The sequence below is a fragment of the Streptomyces sp. MS06 genome, assembly GCF_047200655.1.
Lineage (GTDB): Bacteria > Actinomycetota > Actinomycetes > Streptomycetales > Streptomycetaceae > Streptomyces.
On the sequence record NZ_JBJZOJ010000043.1, the window covers coordinates 1 to 20894 of the forward strand.

Sequence of the window (20894 nt, forward strand, 5' to 3'; positions counted from 1 at the left end):
CGTCAGCGCTTCAGCTCCGCGTACGCCTCCGGGCTGCTGTCCTGCAGGAACTGCCAGCAACGCTCCTGCTCGTCCTTCTCGCCGACCGCCCCGGCAGCGCGGGCGAGGGCGGCGAGGCAGCGCAGGAAACCGCGGTTGGCCCGGTGGCTCCAGGGGACGGGCCCGTGCCCCTTCCAGCCGGCCCGCCGCAGCGCGTCCAGACCGCGGTGGTAGCCGGTGCGGGCATAGGCGTACGACTCGACCACTCGCCCGGCCTCGAAGGCGTCGTCGGCGAGCATGGCCCAGGCCAGGGAGAACGTGGGGTACTTCGCCGCGACCTCGGCCGGCTGCAGGGACTCCTCGCCGAGCAGGCGGTAGGCCTCGTCGTTCTCCGGCAGATGCGTCGGCTCGGGACCGTCGAGCAGGTTCTTGTGGGTCGTCATGCCGCCAGTCTGCCACCCCCGTCGCCCCGGGCGAGGTGCGCCCGCAGGCCCGGCGACGGCACGCACGATCAGGGCGGGGCGCCGGGCGGTGAGGGCCGTGCGGAGGACCCGCCGCCGTGCCGTCCCGCCGCCCCGGACCCCGCGCGCGGCGGACCGGCGGGGCGTGCGCCCGCGAAACGGGTGAGTACGGGTGCGGCCACGGCGAGCACGACCACGTAGGCCGCCACCAGTGCGCCGAGCCGGTCCTGGCCCACCCCGGCCAGGCCGATGATGATGATCGAGAACTCGCCGCGGGCGACGAGGACCGTTCCGGCGCGGATCCGGCCCGCGCGCCGGACGCCCTCGCGGCGCGCCGCGTACCAGCCGGAGGCCAGTTTGGTCACCGCCGTGACCAGGGCCAGGACCAGAGCGGCGGGAAGCACCGGGAGCAGGGCGCTCGGGCTGATGGAGAGCCCGATGGCGAGGAAGAACACCGCGGCGAACAGGTCCCGCAGCGGGCTCAGCACGTCGCGTGCCCGTCGGGCCGTCTCACCGCTGAGGGACAGCCCGATCAGGAACGCCCCCACGGCCGCGGACACGTGGACGGCCTCGGCGAGGGCCGCGACGATCAGCGTGACCCCGAGCACCCGCAGCAGCAGTTGCTCCGACTCCGGGTGCGATAGCAGCCGTCCCAGGTGATGACCCCACCAGTACGACACGGTGAACGCGGCCAGCACCGCGCCGAGGGCCAGCAGCACTCCCAGCAGCGCCTCCCGCCAGGTGCCGCCGGTGGCGACGACGGCGAGCAGCGGAAGGTAGGCGGCCATCGCGAAGTCCTCCAGCACCAGCACCGACAGCACCGCCGGGGTCTCCCGGTTGCCCAGGCGCCGCAGGTCGGCCAGCAGCCGGGCGATGATGCCCGACGAGGAGATGTACGTGGCCCCGGCGAGGGCGAGGACCGCGACCGCGTCCCAGCCGAGCAGCCAGCCCGCCACCGCTCCCGGAAGCGCGTTGAGCACCAGATCGACCGCGGCGGACGGCAGGTGGCGGCGCATGCTGACGGCGAACTCCGGCACCGAGAACTCCAGGCCGAGGGTCAGCAGCAGGAGGACCACGCCGATACCCGCGCCGGTGTCCACGAAGGCGCCGGCGGCGGGGACCGGCAGGACACCACCCTCGCCCAGGGCCAGCCCCGCCAGGAGGTAGAGCGGGACGGGGGACAGCGAGTAGCGCCGGGCCAGTGCTCCGAGCACGCTCAGCGCGGTGAGGATGACCCCCAGTTCCAGCAGGAGGGAGACCGAGATTCGCACCTGGTCAGCCCCGGATGAGCTGTTCCACCGCGCTGATCCCGTCGTGGGTGCCGATCACCACCAGCACGTCCCCCGCGCGCAGTACCTCCGTGGGGCCCGGGGAGGGGATGACCTCCGTGTCGCGGACGACCGCCACGATCGAGGCGCCGGTGCGGGTCCGGGCCCTGGTCTCTCCCAGCGGGCGGTCGGCGAACGGCCCCTCCGCCCGGACCTCCACCTGGCCGGCGTTCAGCCCGGGCACCTCCCTGGTGAGATCGGCGAACCGTTCCGCGATACGCGGGGCGCCCATGATCTCGGCGAGGGTGTCGGCCTCCTCCCCGGTGAGCTGCAGAACCGTCCGCGCCTCGTCGGGGTCCGTGCTTTCGTAGACCATCAGGTCGAATCCGCCGGAGCGCAGGGCGACCACGCCGATCCGTTCGCCCGCGCGGCTGTCGAACTCGTAGCGCAGCCCGACCCCCGGCAGCAGCACCTCGTTGACGTCCATCCCCCCATGATGCAGGCCGTGCCCGGCCCGCGACCGCCCGGCCACGCGCGGCGCCGCTGATCGCCGGGAGAACCGGTGACACCCCATCGGAGGAATCCCCGGCCCACCCCGGGCCGCTCGGCCCGCGCCCGGCAGCTCGTCCGGCTCCCGGGGCCCCGGCCAGGGCCCCGGGGACAGGGCGGGTGCCGACGACGGGACGGGGGCCGGTTCTTGGGACAGAGTGGGGTGAGGAGGTCTTGCCGATGACGAGTGCCGGACACCTGCACGTGCCCCCTCTGCACGTATCCCCTTTGCCCCTTCTGCGCGTATCCCCTCTGCGCGTATCCCCTCTGCACGGCCCTTCCGCCGTGCCCGTGCCCGTGCCCGTGCGCCCGGGCCGGAGCGGCGGCGGCCGCGCGTCGGGGGCGGTACCCGGGCGGACGGAGGGCGCGCGGTGAGCCGGCCGGTCGTGGTGGGCGTCGACGGCTCGGCCGGCAGTGCGCAGGCCGTGGCGGTCGCGGTGCACGAGGCGCGGCTCCGCGGCTGCGGACTCGAGGTGGTGCACGCGTTCTTCTGGCCGGCCGTGCACGTGCCGCTCGGGCCCTGGCAGCCGGGCTCCCCGGAGGAGATGCTCCGTGAGACGGCGCGCCGCCTGGTGGCCGAAGCGGTCGAACACGCCCGGGCGGTGGCGCCCGACGTCGAGGTGAGCGGCGCGGTGGTGGCGGGCGGGCCGCCGACGGTGCTGCAGGACCGGTCGCGGACGGCGGAACTGGTGGTCGTCGGCAGCCGCGGGCTCGGAGGCTTCGCGGAGCTGCTGCTGGGGGCGACGGCGGTCCAGCTGGCCGCGCACGCGGCCTGCCCGGTCATGGTGGTGCGCGGCCGGCTCGAGAGCACCGCCAGCACCACCGCCAGCGCCAGCACCCCCACCGGCACCCCCACCGGCACCGGCACCAGCACCACCACCGGCACCGGTGGCAGCACCGGCCCGGTCCTCCTCGGCGTCGACGGCTCACCGGCCGGAGCGGCCGCCGTCGAGTTCGCCTTCACCGAGGCCGCCCTGCGCGGTACCGGAATCGTCGCCCTGCACGCGTGGACGCCGTGGAGTGTGCCGCCGTCGCCGCCACCGGATCCGTCGGCGCCCTACGCCGCCGGTCCCGGCGAGCTCGCCGAGGGCGAGCGGCGCCTGCTCGCCGAAGCCACCGTCGACTGCCGCGCGCGCCACCCGGACGTCCCGGTCGAACAGGCGCCGGTCCGGGGCGGGGTCCGCGAGGCGCTGATCGAGGCGAGCGCGGGCGCCGGACTGGTCGTCGTCGGCGCCCGGGGCCGAGGCGGGTTCACCGGGCTGTTCCTGGGCTCGGTCAGCCAGGCCGTACTGCACCACGCCCACTGCCCGGTCGTCGTCGTCCGGGGCTCCCGTGCCCGCTCATGATCCGGCGGGCGCCGCGCCCCGGCGGACTCCCGGTCCCGCGGCGGAAGCGCACCACGCCCTGGCGGCCCGTGAGGTCGTGCTGCTGCTGGAGACCGACGCGGACGGCGGACTGAGCGGCGAGGAGGCGGCGCTGCGGCTGGAGCGGTACGGGCCCAACGAGCTTCCCCCGGCGGCCGGCGCCGGCCTGCTGCGCAGGGCTGTGGCCCAGTTCCACCACCCGCTGGTGCACGTCCTGCTGGCCGCCGGCGTCATCACCGCTGTGCTGGGCGAGTACGTCGACTCGGCGGTGATCTTCGGTGTGGTGCTGGTGAACGCGCTCGTCGGGTTCGTGCAGGAGTCGAGGGCCGAGACCGCGCTCGAGGGGCTGCGGGCGATGGTGCGCACGACGGCGACCGTGGTGCGCCGGGGCCGGCAGCGGCAGGTGCCCTCCTCCGCCCTGGTCCCGGGGGATCTGGTGCTGGTGGAGGCGGGGGACAGGGTGCCCGCCGACGTCCGCCTGGTCCGGGCCGACGACCTGCGCGTGGACGAGTCGGCGCTGACCGGTGAGTCCGCCCCGGTGGCCAAGGACGAGGTGGTGCTGCACCCGCGGACCCCGGTCGCCGACCGGAGGAACATGCTGCACTCCGGGACCCTGGTGACCGCCGGGCGGGGGGCCGGGGTCGCGGTCGCGACCGGCCCGGAGACCGAACTGGGTGCCATCCACCGGCTGGTGGGGGCCGCGGAGACGCTGGCGACCCCGCTGACCGCCAAGCTCGCCGCCTTCAGCAGGATCCTCACCGCGGTGATCCTCGCTCTGGCGGCGATGACCTTCGCGATCGGCCTGGTGCGCGGGCAGGAGGCGGTGCCGACCTTCACCGCGGCCGTCGCCCTGGCGGTGGGCGCGATCCCGGAGGGGCTTCCCGCCGCGGTCACCATCACCCTGGCCATCGGGGTCGCCCGGATGGCCCGGCGCCGCGCGGTGATCCGCAGGCTTCCCGCCGTGGAGACACTCGGCAGCACCACGGTCATCTGCTCCGACAAGACCGGGACGCTCACCGAGAACCAGATGACCGTGCGCACGGTCCGGACACCCGACGCCGCCTTCGACATCACCGGTTCGGGGTACGCGCCCGACGGCGACGTACGGGGCCCGGACGGCTCCGCCGCCCCCGCCGAAGCGGACCGCGCCCTGTGGTGGAGCCTGCTGGCGGGCGCCGGCTGCAACGACGCCGTTCTCACCCGCAGGGACGGCCGGTGGGACCTGCTGGGCGACCCCACGGAAGGAGCGATGCTCGCCGCCGCGGCCAAGGGCGGCCTGCCCGCCGCGGAGGTGAACGAGCGCTTCCCCCGGATCGACACCATCCCCTTCAGCTCCGAGCGGCAGTACATGGCCACCCTCCACCGCACCACCGGCGGCCCGGTCGTGCTGGCCAAGGGATCCGTCGAACGGATCACCGGGATGTGCCGGCGCCAGATGGCCGCCGACGGCGGCGTCCGGCCGCTGGACCCCGCCGCGGTCCTCGCCGCCGCCGAGCAGCTGGCCTCCGCCGGCATGCGGGTCCTGGCCACCGCCGTGCGACCGCCCGGCGAAGCGGACACCCTCGGTGAGCGGGAGCTGCCGGGCACGCTGGTCCTCACCGGACTGCAGGCCATGCTGGACCCTCCGCGCGAAGCCGCCACCGCCGCCGTGGCCGCCTGCCGGACCGCCGGCATCACCGTCAAAATGATCACCGGGGACCACGCGGCGACCGCGTCCGCCGTCGCCGACCGCATCGGACTGCTCGACCGGCCGGGCGGGAACGGGCGGCGGGTGCTCACCGGAGCCGACCTGGCGGCCCTGCCCGCCCAGGAGTACCCGGGCGCGGTCGACCGGGCGCACGTCTTCGCCCGGGTCTCACCGGAGCAGAAACTCGGGCTGGTCCGCGCTCTGCAGGACCGCGGGCAGGTGGTGGCGATGACCGGCGACGGTGTCAACGACGCCCCGGCCCTGCGCCAGGCCGACATCGGCGTCGCCATGGGGCGCGGCGGCACCGAGGTCGCCAAGGACGCCGCCGACATGGTCCTCACCGACGACGACTTCGCCACCATCGAGGCCGCCGTCGAGGAGGGCCGGGGCGCCTTCGACAACCTCACCAAGTTCATCGTGTGGACCCTGCCGACCAACATGGGCGAGGGCCTGGTCATCCTGGTGGCGATCCTGCTGGGCGCCACCCTGCCGATCCTGCCCACCCAGATCCTCTGGATCAACATGACCACCGCCGTCGCCCTGGGCCTCATGCTCGCCTTCGAACCCAAGGAGGCCGGCATCATGAAGCGGGCGCCCCGCGACCCCGCCCGCCCCCTGCTCACCGGCGCCCTGGCCCTGCGCGTCCTGCTCGTCTCCGCGCTCCTCGTCGCCGGCTCCTGGTGGCTGTTCACCTGGGAACGCGGCACGGGCGCCGGACTGCCCGGGGCGCGTACCGCGGCGGTGAACCTCTTCGTCACCGTCGAGGCCTTCTACCTCTTCAGCTGCCGGTCCCTGACCCGCTCGGCGTGGCACCTCGGCCTGTTCACCAACCGGTGGATCATCGGCGGCCTTCTCACCCAGGCGGCCGGACAGCTCGCCCTCACCTACCTTCCGGCCATGAACCGCCTCTTCCACACCGCCCCCCTCACCGGCCGGGCCTGGCTGCGCATCCTCGGCGTCGCCGCTCTCACCGCACTCGTGGTGGCGGCGGACAAGCGCCTGCGCCGCCGCCCCATGTGAGCGGTGCACCGATCCGCCGCCCCGGGCGCGCGGCCTGCGCTGGTGTGCGGCCCCACCGTCCGGCGAGCATCCTGTGATCGTGACTGTCGCCGTCGCCGTACCGGCCGCGCTGCTGGCGGCCTGCTGCTTCGCCGTGGCGGCCGTGCTGCAGCAGGAGGCCGCGGCGACCGTGCCCGAGAAGGAGTCCCTGCACCCGCGGCTGATCCTCGTACTGGCCCACCGGCCGCTGTGGCTGGCCGGTATCGCCCTGTCGGCCTTCTCCTTCCTCGTCCAGGGGGTGGCGCTCGCCGTCGGCCCGCTGGTGCTGGTGCTGCCGCTGGCGTCGACGGACCTCCTGTTCGCCCTGCCGCTCCTCGCCCGGCGCCACCGCCGGCGCCTCACCCGCCGCGAGGTCGCGGGGGCGGTGTGCACAGCGGGCGGGGTGGCCGCCTTCCTGGCCGTGCTGCCCTACTCCGCAGCGGAGAGCCGGCCCGGCGCGGCGGAGTGGCTGCCGCTGCTGGCGGTCGTCGCCGCCTGCCTCACCGTGCTGGTGCCGACCGGTCTCCGCTCCTCCGGCCGGGTCCGCGCGGGCGTGTACGCGGCGGCCGCCGGGCTCCTCTTCGCCCTGCTGGACGCGCTGACGAAGAGCGCGGCCGTACTGTTCCGGGACCGGGGTGCGGCGGCGCTGGGGCACTGGGAGCCGTATGCGCTGCTCCTCGTCGGCTCGGCGGGGCTGCTGCTGGCGCAGAGCTCCTTCCAGGCCGGATCCCTGGCCGTCGGCCTGCCCCTCATCGACACCGTCGAACCCATCGGCGCCGTCCTGATCGGTGCCGCCGTCTTCCACGAGCGGCTGGCCGCGTCCGGGTTCCTCGCCCTGCAGATCCTCGGTGCGGCCCTGGCCGTGACCGGCATCGTCATCCTGGACCGGTCGCCGCTGGTGCGGGAAGGACCGGGGGCGCCCACCACCGGGTGACGCGCCGCACCACGGCACGCACCCCGCGCGGCGAGGACGTTCGCGGGCCGCTCCACGCGGGTTGCTCCATACGGGTTGCTCCATACGGGTTGCTCCATGCGGGTTGCTCCATGCGGGTTGCTCCATGCGGGCCGCGGGCGGCACCGGCGGACGGGCGGGCCGGGCGCACGTCGAACGGGTGAGTCGGGCGCCGCCGGACGGGCGGGCCGGGGAATCGCCGGACGGGCGGGCCGGGCGCTTGCCGACCCGGCGGGCCGGGCGCGCGCGGCACCGGCTGCCGGTGCCGGCCGGGGCGGTCTGTGACCAGGCGGGCCTTGCGGTCGCCGGAGTGATTGCCGAGGATTCGGATGGGGACCGGGGCCCCCGTGCCGGCATCGGCAGGGGCGGACCGCTACCCGGAGCACAGCAGGAGACAGCGATGTCCCAAGAGGCTCTTGAGCCCGAGACCCCGCATCTCGATTTCCACGGCACCACGCCGTACGAGGACTACGTCAAGGCGGACGTCCTCACCCACCTCCAGCACACCCTCTCCGACGACCCCGGGGAGATGGTCTTCCTGGTCACGACCCAGGTGATGGAGCTGTGGTTCACGGTCATCGTCCACGAGTGGGAGACCGCGGCCCGCGCGCTGAGGTCCGACGACGTGCCGACGGCGATCGCCGCGCTGAAGAGGTCGGTCCGCGAACTGGAGGCGCTGAACGCCTCCTGGACGCCGCTCGGCCAGCTCACCCCGGCCCAGTTCAACTCCTACCGCTCCGCCCTGGGCGAGGGCTCCGGGTTCCAGTCGGCGATGTACCGGCGTATGGAGTTCCTGCTCGGCGAGAAGTCGGCGTCGATGCTCGTGCCGCACCGGGGCGCCCCCCGGGTGCACGCCGAGCTGGAGAAGGCGCTGCACGAGCCGAGCCTGTACGACGAGGTGGTCCGGCTGCTGGCGCGGCGCGGTCACGCCGTCCCCGCGTCCGTCCTCGACCGCGACGTGACCCGGCGCCACGAGTCCTCGGATGCGGTGGAGGAGGCCTGGGCGGCCGTCTACTCCGGTGACCAGGACGACGAGCTCGTGCGGCTCGGCGAGGCGCTGACGGACGTGGCCGAGCTGGTGTGGCGCTGGCGCAACGACCACCTGGTGGCCACCCGCCGCGCGATGGGCGCCAAGCAGGGCACCGGCGGCTCGGCCGGGGTCGCCTGGCTGGAGAAGCGGGCCCGGAAGAACGTGTTCCCGGAGCTGTGGACGGCGAGGTCCCATGTCTGACACGGCGGAGCGCGCGGAGGAACTGGACGCGGCGGACGGGCTGGCCGCGAAGCGGGCCGAGTTCGTGCTGGACGACGTCGTCTACCTGGACGGCAACTCGCTGGGCGCGCTCCCGGCCGCCGTCCCGGAGCGGGTGGCGGACGTGGTCCGCCGGGAGTGGGGCGAGCTGCGCATCCGCTCCTGGGAGGAGAGCGGCTGGTGGACGGCGCCGGAGCGGATCGGCGACCTGATCGCGCCGCTGGTCGGTGCGGCCCCCGGGCAGATCGTGGTCGGCGACTCCACCAGCGTGAACGTCTTCAAGGCGCTGGTGGCGGCGGTCCGGCTGGCGGGTGAGGACCGGGACGAGGTCCTGGTCGACGCGACCACCTTCCCCACCGACGGCTACCTGGCGCAGTCGGCGGCCCGGATGACGGGCCGCACGCTGCGGCCGGTGGCGCCGGCCGAGGTGTTGGGCGCGCTGGGCGACCGCACGGCCGCCGTACTGCTCAACCAGGTCGACTACCGCACCGGCCGGCTGCACGACCTGCCGGCGCTGACGTCGGCGATCCGCTCGGCGGGCGCGGTGTCCGTCTGGGACCTGTGCCACAGCGCGGGCGCGCTGCCGGTGGGGCTGGACGAGCACGGGGTCGACCTCGCCGTCGGCTGCACCTACAAGTACCTCAACGGAGGTCCCGGGTCGCCGGCGTTCCTGTACGTCCGCCGGGGCCTCCAGGACGCCTTCGACTCCCCGCTGCCGGGGTGGAACTCGCACGCGGAGCCGTTCGGCATGCGGGCCGGCTACGAGCCGGCGTCCGGCGCCGTGCGGGGCCGGGTCGGCACCCCGGAGATCCTGTCCCTGCTGGCCCTGGAGGCCGCCCTCGGGGTGTGGGAGGGGGTGTCGATCGAGGCGGTGCGCGCCAAGTCGCTCGCCCTGACCGACTTCTTCCTGGAGTGCGTGCGCGCCCACGTCCCCGAGGACCGGGTGGAGTGCCTGACGCCGCTCGCCCACCGGGAGCGGGGCAGCCAGGTCGCGCTGCGCTGCCCGCCCGGCCCCGGCCGGGCCGGGGCCGGGCGCGAGTCCCTCGCCGGGGCCGTGATGAAGCGGCTGATCGAGCGGGGCGTGGTCGGTGACTTCCGCGCCCCGGACGTGCTGCGCTTCGGGTTCACGCCGCTGTACGTGGGATTCGCGGACGTGGAACGGGCGGCGCGGGTGCTGGGCGAGGTTCTGGCGGAGTTCCCCGCGCAGTAGCCGCGGTCGCGGTCGCGGCGGGCCCGGGGCCCGGCACCTGCCCGGCCCCGGGACCCGGCGCGACCGCGTCAACCCGGTGCCCGCGCGGTGGCCGGGATCCGGGCCCGGCGGGCGCGGCCGGTCCGGTACGCGGCCGCCGGGGTACGCGGCCGCCGGGGTACGCGGCTGTCGGGGTGCCGGGGTGCCGGGGTGCCGGGGTGCCCGCCCCTCTTCCGGGCGAGGGTGGTCGGACGTGTGCTCGGCCGGGTGCGGTCGGCGGTCCGGGCCGCCGACCGCCGGGGGAGGCGCGGTCGGCCGTCCGCATCCCCCGGTATCGGCGTGGGCGCGTACCGCCGTCCGCGCACGTTCGGTGGGCGGTTCGTGGCGCAGGGTCGCGGCCGTGGTGGACATGTCGGGCCCCGGGGGACATGCGGTCGGCGGGACCGGATCGCAGAACCGTTTACCCCTCACCCTGCGTGACATCCCCGTATCCGCGCACGTCACCGGCCTGATAACGTCCCGGCCAACGGCCTGATTCACCCCTGGTCCGCCACACCGGTTCACCAAGTCCGTTTCGTCGTTGAGAGGTTGGAGCATGCCGGACGACGTCGCCGTATCCCGGGCCGCCGCCGAGGAGGAGTCCGCCTTCGCGCACTCGCCGGTCGAGCCCGACGCCGCAGCCGCCTACGGTGACCACCCCGACCAGGTGATCGACTTCTACGCACCGCGCGGCGGCGACGCCGTCCCGGCCGGACTCGCCCCCCTGGTGGCCGTGCTGCACGGCGGCGCGTGGCGGGCGCCGTACGACCGGCGGCACGTCAGCCCCTTCGCGGACTTCCTGGCCCGCAGGGGCTTCGCGGTGGCAAACGTGGAGTACCGGCGCGGCCCCGGCGAGGACGCGGGGGACGCGGGCGGCGAGCCGGTCGCGGGCCGCTGGCCGGACACCTTCGACGACGTGGCGGCCGCCCTCGACGCCCTCCCCGCGCTGGTCCGCGAGGCGCTCCCGCAGGCCGACCCGCGCCGCACGGTGCTCACCGGCCACTCGGCGGGCGGCCACCTCGCCCTGTGGGCGGCGGCCCGCCACGTCCTGCCCGCGGACGCCCCCTGGCGCACCGCGCACTCCGCCCCGCTGCGCGGGGTCGTGGCCCTCGCCCCGATCGCCGACTTCGCGGTCGCCCAGAAGCTCGACGTGTGCGGCGGCGCGGCCCGGCAACTCCTCGGCGGGGACGACGCGTTCGCCGAGCGGCAGCCGTACGCCGACCCCGCGCTGCTGCTGCCCACCGGCATCGCCACGGCACTGGTGCAGGGCCGCACCGACCTGGTCGTCCCGCAGGCGGTCGCCGAGTCCTACGCGGAGGAGGCGGCGAAGGCCGGCGAGGTGGTGGGGCTGACCCTGCTGGAGGACGTCGGCCACTTCCCGCTGATCGACCCGGCGGCGGACGCCTGCGCGGTGGTGGCGGAGGAGATCGCCCAGTTGGCGTGGTGAGGCGGCCGCGGACGGCCTGCGCGGTCCGTCCGGCCCGCGCGGCCCGGTCCGGGCCCCAGCGGTGCGGCCCGGACGGCGGCCGAGACGGCGGCGGCCCGCGCGGCGGTGGCCGGTGAACCCTGGCCGACCCGGGGGCTGAGCGGCTAGCGTCCCGGCATGGCAGCCCCCTCCGAGCTTCCCTTCCGCCCCTGGGATCCGGCGTTCGTCGCGGATCCCTACCCCGCCTACGCCGAGCTGCGGGAGCGCGGGCGCGTGCTGTACCACGAGCCCGGCGACCAGTGGCTGGTGCCGCACCACGCGGACGTGGCCGCCCTGCTGCGGGACCGCCGGCTGGGGCGCACGTACCTGCACCGGTTCAGCCACGAGGAATTCGGGCGGACGCCGCCCCCGCCCGAGCAGGAGCCGTTCCACACCCTCAACGACCACGGCATGCTCGACCTGGAACCCCCGGACCACCCCCGGATCCGCCGGCTGGTGTCGAAGGCGTTCACCCCGCGGACGGTGGAGCGGCTGGCACCCTACATAGAGCGGCTGGCCGGCGAGCTGGTGGACCGGCTGGTGGCGTCCGGCGGCGGCGACCTGCTCGCGGAGGTCGCCGAACCGCTGCCGGTCGCCGTCATCGCCGAGATGCTCGGCATCCCGGAGCCCGACCGGCCCCGCCTGCGGCCCTGGTCGGCGGCGATCTGCGGGATGTACGAGCTGGACCCGCCGCCGGAGACCGCCGCACGCGCGGTGCGAGCCTCCGAGGAGTTCTCCGGGTACCTGCGCGCGCTCATCGCCGCCCGGCGGGCGGACCCCGGCGACGACCTGATCTCCGGGCTCATCGCGGCGCACGACCGGGACGACCGGCTGACCGAACAGGAGATGGTCTCCACCGCCGCGCTGCTGCTCAACGCCGGCCACGAGGCCACCGTGAACGCCACGGTCAACGGCTGGTGGGCACTGTTCCGCAACCCGGAGCAGCTCGCCGCACTGCGCGCCGACCACACGCTGGTGCCGTCCGCGGTGGAGGAACTGCTGCGCTACGACACCCCGCTGCAGCTCTTCGAGCGCTGGGTGCTGGACGAGGTGGAGATCGACGGGACGGTCCTCCCCAGGGGCGCCGAGATCGCGCTGCTCTTCGGGTCCGCGAACCACGACCCGAAGGCCTTCCGGGCACCCGGCCGGCTCGACCTCGCCCGCCGGGACAACCCCCACATCTCCTTCAGCGCCGGTCTCCACTACTGCATCGGCGCGCCCCTCGCCCGTATCGAGCTGGCCGCCTCCCTGCGGGCGCTGCTGCGACGGGCGCCCGCACTCGCCCCGGCCGCCGAGCCCGAGCGGAAGCCGAACTTCGTCATCCGGGGGCTCCGCGCACTCGACGTGGTGGTCTGACCCCGCCGGGCAGGCGGACGCGCCGCCTGTTCAGCGGCCGCGGTGCGGGTCCGCCGTCCTCCGGCGCAGGCCCCGCACGACCAGCGCCCAGACGGTGAGGGCGGCGGCGGTGCCGCCGAGGACCGCGAGCGGCAGCTCGGCGTACAGGACGCTCCAGTCGGGCATCTCCTCGAACCGCCACAGCCGTGCGCGGGCGTCGAGGGACCACAGCGCCAGTCCGGCGCCGGCCCCGGCGACCGCGGTCACGCATCCCGTGGCGGCCTGTGCACGTTCTCCCATGGGGGAGGGGACGTGCCCGGGCCGCCCCGAGGTTCCCGGCGGGCCCCTGCACCGGCCGGGCGGTGTCGGGCCCCGTGCCCGTCGGGCGGTGTCGGGGTCCCTGTGCCCGTCGGGCGGTGTCGGGGTCCTGCGTTCGTGCAGGTCGGACCGCCCGGTCGGACCGCCCGGTCGGACCGGGCGGTCGGACCGGGCGGTCAGGACGACGACGTCAGGTCGCGCCGTCGCAGTGCCGCGAGTCCGCCCGCCGTGGCCGCCGCCGACATGGCCAGCAGCACCAGCACCGGCTGCCAGCGCATCGGCCCCCCGGGCAGCCTGGGCAGATGGCCGAACGGGGAGAGGTCCAGGACGAACTGCGGCGCGTCCAGGGCCGGGCCGATCCAGCCGATCAGCAGGACCGCGCCGGCCGCGGCCCAGGCCGCGGGCGCCAGCCGGGGCGACAGGCCGTACAGCAGCACCGCCGCACCGCCGACCGTCCACACCGCCGGGATCTGGACCAGGCACGCCCCGAGGATCGGGCCGGCGTCCCCGCCGTAGCCGGCGGTGAAGCCCAGCCCCGCGAGCAGCATGATCCAGATACTGCCCGCGAAAGCGGTCAGCAGGTGGCCGGCGGCCCAGCCGAGGCGGCCGACGGGCGCCGCCAGGACCGGTTCGGCCCGCCCCCCGGTCTCCTCGCCGTGCAGCCGCAGCACCGAGGCGACCGCATACAGCGAAGCGACCAGCCCCAGCAGGCCGATCACCGCGGCGAGGAAGGCGTCCGTGAGCCCGGCCTGCCCGCCCATCCGCCGGAAGACCTCACGGGCCTGCTCGTTGTCGCCGACCAGGTCGACCGCGCCCTGTGTCATCGCTCCGTAGACGGCCCCGGCGAGGAGGAAGCCGGCGCTCCAGCCGAGCAGGGTGCCGCGCTGGAGCCGCCAGGCCAGCGCGGCCGCGGTGCCGAGGCGGCCGGCCGACGGGCCGGGGCGGGTGGGCAGGAAGCTCGAACCGAGGTCCCGGCGGCCGGCGAGCGCGTACGCCACCGCCGTCTGCGCGGCGACCGCCGCGGCCGGCAGCAGCAGCACCCACCAGCGGTTCCCGGCGTACGCCCGTACGTTCTCCAGCCAGCCCAGCGGGGACAGCCAGGTCGCCGCGGACGAGCCGCCGTCCGTGGCCGAGTCGCCCGCCGCGCGCAGCACGAAGGCCGCTCCGAGCGCCGCCGCCGTCATACCGCGGGCCAGCCGTGCGCTCTCGGTGAACTGCGCGGCGATCGCCGCCACGGCGGCGAAGACCATGCCGGTGCCCGCGACGGCGAGGCCGAGGGCGAGCGCGCCGGAGTACCCCTGCCCGGACAGGCCCGCGACCACCAGCAGCGCCAGGACGGCGTCGGAGACCGCCGCGGCGAGCAGTGCCGCGGTCAGCGGCGCCCGGCGGCCCACCACACCGGACGCCACCAGTTCCTGGCGGCCGCTCTCCTCCTCGTCCCGGGTGTGCCGCACGACGACGAGCATGCTCATCACCGCCGCGAGCACACCGGCGTACACGCCCACCCGCCAGGCGGTGAGCGCGCCGAGGGAGTCGCCGAAGACCGGGCCGATCATGGCGCGCAGTGAGGAGTCGGCGGACATCTGCCCCGCCAGGGCGGCGCGCTGGGCGTCGGTGGAGTAGATGCCGGCGAGGGCGTGCGGCATCGATCCGACCATGAGTGCCGTGACCGCGATCCACATCGGCAGCATCAGCCGGTCGCGGCGCAGGGCGAAGCGGAGCAGGGCGCCGGTTCCGGCGAGCCGGGGGCTGCCGGCGGCGCGGGCCGGGAGGACGGCGGTCACCGGGACGCCTCCGGCCGGCGCAGGTCCTCCCGGTAGTGGCTCAGGAACAGTTCCTCCAGCGTCGGCGGGGTGGAGGTGAGCGAGCGGACCCCGGTCGCGGCGAGCTGCCGCAGTACCGCGTCCAGCCGGTCGGTGTCGACCTGGAGGCGCACCCGGTTCCCGCGGACGTCGAGGTCGTGCACGCCGGGCAGCGAGGCCAGCCCGTCGGGCGGGCCGGCCAGGTCGGCTGACACGCTGGTCCGGGTCAGATGGCGCAGTTCGGCGAGCGAACCGCTCTCCACGGTGCGCCCCTTGCGGATGATGCTCACCCGGTCGCACAGCTCCTCCACCTCGCTGAGGATGTGCGACGACAGCAGGATCGTGCGGCCGCGCTCGCGCTCCTCGGCCACGCAGCGCTGGAACACCGCCTCCATCAGCGGGTCCAGGCCCGAGGTCGGTTCGTCGAGGACGAGCAGGTCGACGTCCGAGGCGAACGCGGCCACCAGGGCGACCTTCTGCCGGTTGCCCTTGGAGTAGGTGCGGCCCTTCTTGGTGGTGTCGAGTTCGAAGCGTTCGACCAGTTCGGCGCGGCGGGCGCCGTCGAGGCCGCCGCGCAGCCGGCCGTACAGGTCGATGACCTCGCCCCCGGAGAGGTTGCGCCACAGCGTCACGTCGCCGGGGACGTAGGCGATGCGTCGGTGCACCTCCACCGCGTCCCGCCAGGGGTCGCGGCCGAGTACCCGGGCGGTGCCGGCGTCGGCGCGCAGCAGGCCGAGCAGGACGCGGACCGCGGTGGACTTGCCGGACCCGTTGGGGCCGAGGAAGCCGTGGACCTCTCCGGTCTCGACGTCGAGGTCGAGGCCGTCCAGCGCGTGGGTGCGGCCGAACGACTTGTGCAGACCGGAGACGGTGATTGCCTTCGTCATGAAGCAGAACGTACGCTTCTTTCAGAAGTTTGTGAAGTTAAGGAACTCAGTGAACGGCGGATAGACTCACCGGGGAGCCACCGGCCGGTTGCAGCAGGGGAGATGATCGAGGCATGGCGGAGCCGGAGACGGCGGAGCGGGATCCGGAGGCGGTCTCCCGCTTCGTGGAGCGCTTCGCGGCGCAACTCGTCGAAGCCGGTCTGCCGCGGATGCCGGCACGGGTCTTCTCCGCGCTGCTCGCCTCGGACGACGGTGCGCTGACCTCCGCCGAACTGGGCGGGCAGCTCAAGATCAGCCCGGCTGCCGTGTCCGGCGCGGTGCGCTACCTCTCCCAGGTGCACATGCTCTCGCGCGAGCGGGAGCCCGGGTCCCGCAGGGAGCGGTACCGGGTGCACGGCGACCAGTGGTACCAGGCGCTCACCAACCGCGAGGCGATCATCAAGCGGTGGGAGGCCGCCCTGCGCGAGGGCGTCAGCAGCCTCGGACGCGAGACCCCGGCGGGGCGGCGGCTCGCGGAGACCCTGGCGTTCTTCGAGTTCATCGAGCGGGACGTGGCCGAGATGATGGAGCGTTGGCAGGCACACCGCCGACGCCTGTTCGGGTGAGGGCGCGTCGAGAGTGCGCGCCGGGCCCCGCGGGCGCCGCGCGGGAATCGGTATCTCGGAACGCGCCCTAGCCCGGCACCACCAGCCCCAGCTCCCCCTCCCGCACCGTCCAGGTCCGCCGGCGTACCGGCCCGCACACCCCGGCGTCCGCCCGGTACCGGAAGTCCTCCCCCGAGACGGACACCGTCCGCCCCACCGTCCGCACCGGCTCCTCCTCCGAGCCCGCCGGCGCCGACCGCACCTCCACCTCGGCCACGCCCGAGTCCCCCGGTGTCACGGACACCGCCGCCACCGGCTGACCGAGGTCCACCACCGTCACCCCGTCCACCTCCACGCGGATCCGGGACGGGCCCGGTGCGCCCCCGTCGGCCCGGCCGGGGCGGGCGGGGACCAGGGTGCGCACCAGGGAGCGGCAGGTCCGCAGCCAGGGAGCGGCCTGCGCCGGCGCCTCCCCGGTGTCCTGCGGTACGGCGGCCGGGGGAATGCCGACGGCGCCCAGCACCACCCCGTCGCTGTCGTCCACCAGCAGGTCCCGCCGCTGCTCCACCCCGTCCAGCACGGCCCGCGCCGCCGTGACCGCGCCGGTCGGCAGGCCCAGCGAGCGGGACACCGACAACCTGGGGCCCACCGGCACCACCGAGAGCGGGCAGCCGGCCAGTTCCCGCTGCCGGTGCAGCAGCGACACCGTGCGCAGGAAGGCCCGGTCGTCGCCGACCACCACCGGCCGGCGCGAGCCGCGGCGCGCCAGCGCACGGGCGAACTCCTCCGGGTCGTCCGGCAGGCACACCTTGGTCGCCGCACCCGCGCTGAGCACGTCCTTCGCGATCCGTACCGCCTCTCCGTCGGCCCGCCGGGCCACCGGATCGATGATCACCAACAGCTGGTCGGACGTCGCGAAAGTCGCCACCTCGGTCCTGCCTCGCTTCCTCGGGTAGCATCTTTGTGCAAGAGCCCCTTGCGCTATTGCGCCAGGGGCTTCGTCTATTCCGGGGCATCCGGTCCGACGGTCGGGCGGCCGAAGACGGTCGCGGCGGTCCGCGGTGGGAACCCTCCGCGGACGCGGCGGGAACTCTACGCGTACGCCCCCGGCCTTGGACATGCCCCGCCCGGAAGGGGTGTACGCGCGTGCCCGCACTTGTGCTGCTCGGTGCTCAGTGGGGTGACGAAGGCAAGGGGAAGGCGACCGACCTGCTCGGCGGGTCGGTGGACTACGTAGTGCGCTACCAGGGCGGCAACAACGCCGGCCACACGGTCGTCGTCGGCGACCAGAAGTACGCACTGCACCTCCTTCCTTCCGGCATCCTGTCGCCCGGCTGTACGCCCGTCATCGGCAACGGCGTCGTCGTCGATCCCTCGGTCCTGCTCTCCGAGCTGAGCGGCCTGAACGAGCGCGGCGTCGACACGTCCAAGCTGCTGGTCAGCGGCAACGCGCACATCATCACGCCGTACAACGTCACGGTCGACAAGGTGACGGAGCGCTTCCTGGGGAAGCGCAAGATCGGCACCACCGGACGGGGCATCGGCCCCACCTACGCGGACAAGATCAACCGCGTCGGCATCCGGGTGCAGGACCTGTACGACGAGTCGATCCTGACGCAGAAGGTCGAGGCGGCCCTCGACGTCAAGAACCAGGTCCTGACCAAGCTCTACAACCGGCGCGCGATCGCCGTCGGCCAGGTCGTCGAGGAGCTCCTCGACTACGCGGAGCAGCTCCGGCCGTACGTCGCGGACACGGTGCTGGTCCTGAACCAGGCGCTGGAGCAGGACAAGGTCGTGCTGTTCGAGGGCGGGCAGGGCACCCTGCTCGACATCGACCACGGGACGTACCCCTTCGTCACCTCCTCCAACCCCACCGCGGGCGGCGCCTGCACCGGTGCCGGCGTCGGCCCGACGAAGATCAGCCGGGTCATCGGCATCCTGAAGGCGTACACCACACGCGTCGGAGCCGGCCCCTTCCCGACCGAGCTCTTCGACGAGGACGGCGAGGCGCTGCGCCGGATCGGCGGCGAGCGGGGTGTGACCACGGGGCGCGACCGGCGCTGCGGCTGGTTCGACGCCGTCATCGCCCGGTACGCCACCCGCGTCAACGGCCTCACCGACTTCTTCCTCACCAAGCTCGACGTCCTCACCGGCTGGGAGCGGATCCCGGTCTGCGTCGCCTACGAGATCGACGGCAGGCGGGTCGAGGAGCTGCCCTACTCGCAGACCGACTTCCACCACGCGAAGCCCGTCTACGAGACGCTGCCGGGCTGGTCCGAGGACATCACCGGGGCGAAGTCCTTCTCCGACCTGCCGAAGAACGCGCAGGACTACGTGAAGGCGCTGGAGGAGATGTCCGGCGCGCCGATCTCCGCCATCGGCGTGGGCCCGGGCCGGAACGAGACGATCGAGATCAACTCGTTCCTCTGACCCGACGCCGGCCCGGCGGGCGGACCTCCTGCGAGGTGCCGCCCGCCGGCCGCGCCCGGACGTCCGGTACCTGACGCTGCGGCCGGGCCGTCCCCCGCGACGGGGACGGCCCGGCCCGGCCGGCGCTTCGCCGCCGTGCGCGGTGTGGTCCGCACGTGCGGTCTGACCACGTGCGGTCTGACCACGTGCGGTCTGAGCGCGCGCACGGACCGGCGGATGCGCTGCCGGGGGTGCTGTGGCCGCCGCGGATCAGGCTGAACGACCGTCCCTGAGACGGGGTATGCCCGACATCGACTGTTCCTCCGCTGTTTCCCGGGGCACCCTGCTGACCGATCCTTGACCTGGACATGGTTATCTCCTGGTTTTCGGCCCCGGCGGGCGCTAGCACGATCTACGCGAGTAGCCCCGCACGGCAAGCCCGTCTGCACGCGTCGCCACAGCCCCAGGAGCACTGCATGCCCGTCAGCCCCATGAACCGCCGGGAGTTCGTGAAGAAGTCGGCCGTCACCACCGCGGCCGTGGCCGCCGCGGGAGCGGTCGGCACCACCACCGCCGAGGCCGCGGAGCGAGGACCGCACCACCACCACAGGCCCCCGCACACCTGGTCGTTCTCCATCCTCGGCACCACCGACCTGCACAGCCACGTCTTCGACTGGGACTACTACACGGACGCCGCCTACACCGACAGGGCGGGCAACTCGGTCGGTGTCGCCCGCGTCGCCACCCTCATCAAGCAGCAGCGCGAGGCCAAGGGCGACGACCGCGTGCTCCTCGTCGACGCCGGCGACATCATCCAGGGCACCTCGCTGGCCTACTACTTCGCCCGCGTCGACCCGATCACCGGCGACGACGCCCCGCGGCACCCGATGGCCGTCGCCATGAACGCCATGCGGTACGACGCCGCCGCCCTCGGAAACCACGAGTTCAACTACGGCATCGAGCTGCTGCGGAAGTTCGAGAGCCAGTGCCGCTTCCCGCTGCTGGGTGCGAACGCCTGCGACGCGAAGACGCTGCGGCCCGCGTTCCAGCCGTACACCATCAAGCGCGTACGGGTGCCGCACGGACCGGACATCAAGGTGGGCATCCTCGGTCTGACCAACCCGGGCATCGCGCTGTGGGACAAGGACAACGTCGCCGGGAAGATGGTCTTCCCCGGCCTCGTCGAGCAGGCGAAGAAGTACGTGCCCCGGCTCCGGGCCCTCGGCTGCGACGTCGTCTTCCTCACCGACCACTCCGGACTGGACGGCTCCACCTCGTGGGGCGACGAACTCCCCTACGTGGAGAACGCCTCCAACCTCGTGGCCGAGGAAGTGCCGGGCATCGACGCGATCCTCGTCGGCCACACCCACGTCGAGGTGCCCTCGTACACCGTGAAGAACAAGCACACCGGCAAGGACGTCGTCCTCTCCGAGCCGTTCTGCTACGGCAAGCGGCTCACGGTCTTCGACTTCGACATGGAGTTCGTCCGCGGGCAGTGGCGGGTCGTCGGCATCGAGGCGGCGACCCTCGACCCGGCCGGCGTCGACGAGGACGAGGAGATCACCAAGCTCCTCCGCGCCGACCACGAACTGGTCGTGTCGTACGTCAACACGCCCGTCGGCACCTGCACCGCAGACCTCTCCGCGGCCGAGGCCTGCTGGAAGGACGTGCCCGTCATGGACTTCATCCACGAGGTCCAGATGAAGCAGGTCGCCTCCGGGCTGTCGGCGGCCGACGCGGCCCTGCCGCTCATCTCGGTGGCGGCCCCCTTCAGTCGCACCGCCGACATCCCCCAGGGCGACGTCACCATCCGCGACATCGCCGGCCTCTACATCTACGACAACACCCTCTACGGCAAGAAGCTGACGGGCGCCCAGCTCAGGGACTACCTGGAGTACGCGGCGAAGTACTACCACCAGGTGCCGTCCGGCACGGCGGTGGACACCGCGACGCTGACCAACGCCAACAGCTTCTGGGACTACATGTACGACACGGCGGCGGGCGTCTCCTACGAGATCGACATCGCCCGGCCCGAGGGGTCCCGGATCAGGAACCTCACCCACGACGGCGCCCCGGTCGCCGACGACCAGGTCTTCGTCGTCGCCGTCAACAACTACCGGGCCAACGGCGGCTCCGGCTACCCGCACATCGCCGGCGCCGACATCGCCTTCAGCTCCACCACCGAGATCCGCCAGCTCATGATCGACTACGTGACCGAGAACGGGACCCTCGACCCGGCCGACTTCGCGGCCACCAACTGGCGTCTGACGCAGGACGGCACACCGGTGTTCTAGTCCCCCTCCGGCAAGGGGCCGGCGA

Annotated in this window: 17 protein-coding genes; 10 read left to right on the forward strand and 7 right to left on the reverse strand. The window is 74.3% G+C overall.

Annotated elements, in window-relative coordinates:
- Positions 1-2: 2 nt before the first annotated feature.
- From ACL02U_RS22165 to ACL02U_RS22175, 3 genes are all read right to left on the reverse strand, one after another.
- Positions 3-422: a DUF3151 domain-containing protein gene (locus ACL02U_RS22165; protein WP_412792634.1), complete on the reverse strand. Its 420-nt coding sequence runs from the start codon at positions 420-422 to the stop codon at positions 3-5.
- Positions 423-490: 68 nt separating this feature from the next.
- Positions 491-1711: a cation:proton antiporter gene (locus ACL02U_RS22170; RefSeq protein WP_412792635.1), complete on the reverse strand. Its 1221-nt coding sequence runs from the start codon at positions 1709-1711 to the stop codon at positions 491-493.
- Between the two features lie 4 nt (positions 1712-1715).
- On the reverse strand, positions 1716-2195 hold the full coding sequence (locus ACL02U_RS22175) for a cation:proton antiporter regulatory subunit (RefSeq protein ID WP_412792636.1): 480 nt from the start codon (positions 2193-2195) through the stop codon (positions 1716-1718).
- A gap of 433 nt (positions 2196-2628) precedes the next feature.
- Here ACL02U_RS22175 and ACL02U_RS22180 point away from each other — a divergent pair, with 433 nt between their 5' ends.
- The 7 genes from ACL02U_RS22180 to ACL02U_RS22210 all read left to right on the forward strand — a co-directional run bounded on the left by ACL02U_RS22180 (position 2629) and on the right by ACL02U_RS22210 (position 12596).
- Positions 2629-3603, forward strand: coding sequence for a universal stress protein (locus tag ACL02U_RS22180; protein WP_412792637.1), 975 nt, complete (start codon positions 2629-2631; stop codon positions 3601-3603).
- Positions 3590-6328: an HAD-IC family P-type ATPase gene (locus ACL02U_RS22185; protein ID WP_412792638.1), complete on the forward strand. Its 2739-nt coding sequence runs from the start codon at positions 3590-3592 to the stop codon at positions 6326-6328. The genes ACL02U_RS22180 and ACL02U_RS22185 overlap by 14 nt, the downstream gene beginning before the upstream one ends.
- 79 nt (positions 6329-6407) lie before the next feature.
- Entirely contained in the window at positions 6408-7280 is an 873-nt protein-coding gene (locus ACL02U_RS22190) for a DMT family transporter (protein WP_412792639.1), read from the forward strand.
- Positions 7281-7698: 418 nt separating this feature from the next.
- The gene (locus tag ACL02U_RS22195; RefSeq protein WP_412792640.1) at positions 7699-8529 is read left to right on the forward strand and encodes a tryptophan 2,3-dioxygenase family protein; all 831 of its coding nucleotides are present in this window, start codon (positions 7699-7701) and stop codon (positions 8527-8529) included.
- The gene (kynU, locus tag ACL02U_RS22200) at positions 8522-9757 is read left to right on the forward strand and encodes a kynureninase (RefSeq protein ID WP_412792641.1); all 1236 of its coding nucleotides are present in this window, start codon (positions 8522-8524) and stop codon (positions 9755-9757) included. The genes ACL02U_RS22195 and kynU overlap by 8 nt, the downstream gene beginning before the upstream one ends.
- 574 nt (positions 9758-10331) lie before the next feature.
- Complete coding sequence (locus tag ACL02U_RS22205; RefSeq protein ID WP_412792642.1) at positions 10332-11222, forward strand: alpha/beta hydrolase family protein; 891 nt, start codon at positions 10332-10334, stop codon at positions 11220-11222.
- 156 nt (positions 11223-11378) lie between these two features.
- On the forward strand, positions 11379-12596 hold the full coding sequence (locus tag ACL02U_RS22210; RefSeq protein ID WP_412792643.1) for a cytochrome P450: 1218 nt from the start codon (positions 11379-11381) through the stop codon (positions 12594-12596).
- Positions 12597-12626: 30 nt separating this feature from the next.
- On the opposite strand, the gene ACL02U_RS22215 is transcribed toward ACL02U_RS22210, so the two are convergent.
- The 3 genes from ACL02U_RS22215 to ACL02U_RS22225 all read right to left on the reverse strand — a co-directional run bounded on the left by ACL02U_RS22215 (position 12627) and on the right by ACL02U_RS22225 (position 15582).
- A complete protein-coding gene (locus ACL02U_RS22215) occupies positions 12627-12875 on the reverse strand; it encodes a hypothetical protein (RefSeq protein ID WP_412792644.1) in 249 nt (82 codons plus the stop codon).
- A gap of 194 nt (positions 12876-13069) precedes the next feature.
- Positions 13070-14584: an ABC transporter permease gene (locus tag ACL02U_RS22220; RefSeq protein WP_412792686.1), complete on the reverse strand. Its 1515-nt coding sequence runs from the start codon at positions 14582-14584 to the stop codon at positions 13070-13072.
- An 89-nt stretch (positions 14585-14673) separates the two neighbouring features.
- Positions 14674-15582, reverse strand: a complete 909-nt coding sequence (locus tag ACL02U_RS22225) for an ATP-binding cassette domain-containing protein (RefSeq protein WP_412792645.1) — start codon at positions 15580-15582, stop codon at positions 14674-14676.
- Positions 15583-15695: 113 nt separating this feature from the next.
- Between ACL02U_RS22225 and ACL02U_RS22230 the strand changes: the two genes are divergently transcribed.
- On the forward strand, positions 15696-16187 hold the full coding sequence (locus ACL02U_RS22230) for a GbsR/MarR family transcriptional regulator (protein ID WP_412792646.1): 492 nt from the start codon (positions 15696-15698) through the stop codon (positions 16185-16187).
- A 67-nt stretch (positions 16188-16254) separates the two neighbouring features.
- On the opposite strand, the gene ACL02U_RS22235 is transcribed toward ACL02U_RS22230, so the two are convergent.
- Positions 16255-17094, reverse strand: coding sequence for a diacylglycerol kinase (locus ACL02U_RS22235; protein WP_412792647.1), 840 nt, complete (start codon positions 17092-17094; stop codon positions 16255-16257).
- A 218-nt stretch (positions 17095-17312) separates the two neighbouring features.
- Here ACL02U_RS22235 and ACL02U_RS22240 point away from each other — a divergent pair, with 218 nt between their 5' ends.
- Complete coding sequence (locus ACL02U_RS22240; RefSeq protein ID WP_412792648.1) at positions 17313-18596, forward strand: adenylosuccinate synthase; 1284 nt, start codon at positions 17313-17315, stop codon at positions 18594-18596.
- Positions 18597-19051: 455 nt separating this feature from the next.
- On the forward strand, positions 19052-20869 hold the full coding sequence (locus ACL02U_RS22245) for a bifunctional metallophosphatase/5'-nucleotidase (protein WP_412792649.1): 1818 nt from the start codon (positions 19052-19054) through the stop codon (positions 20867-20869).
- The last annotated feature ends 25 nt before the right edge of the window (positions 20870-20894 follow it).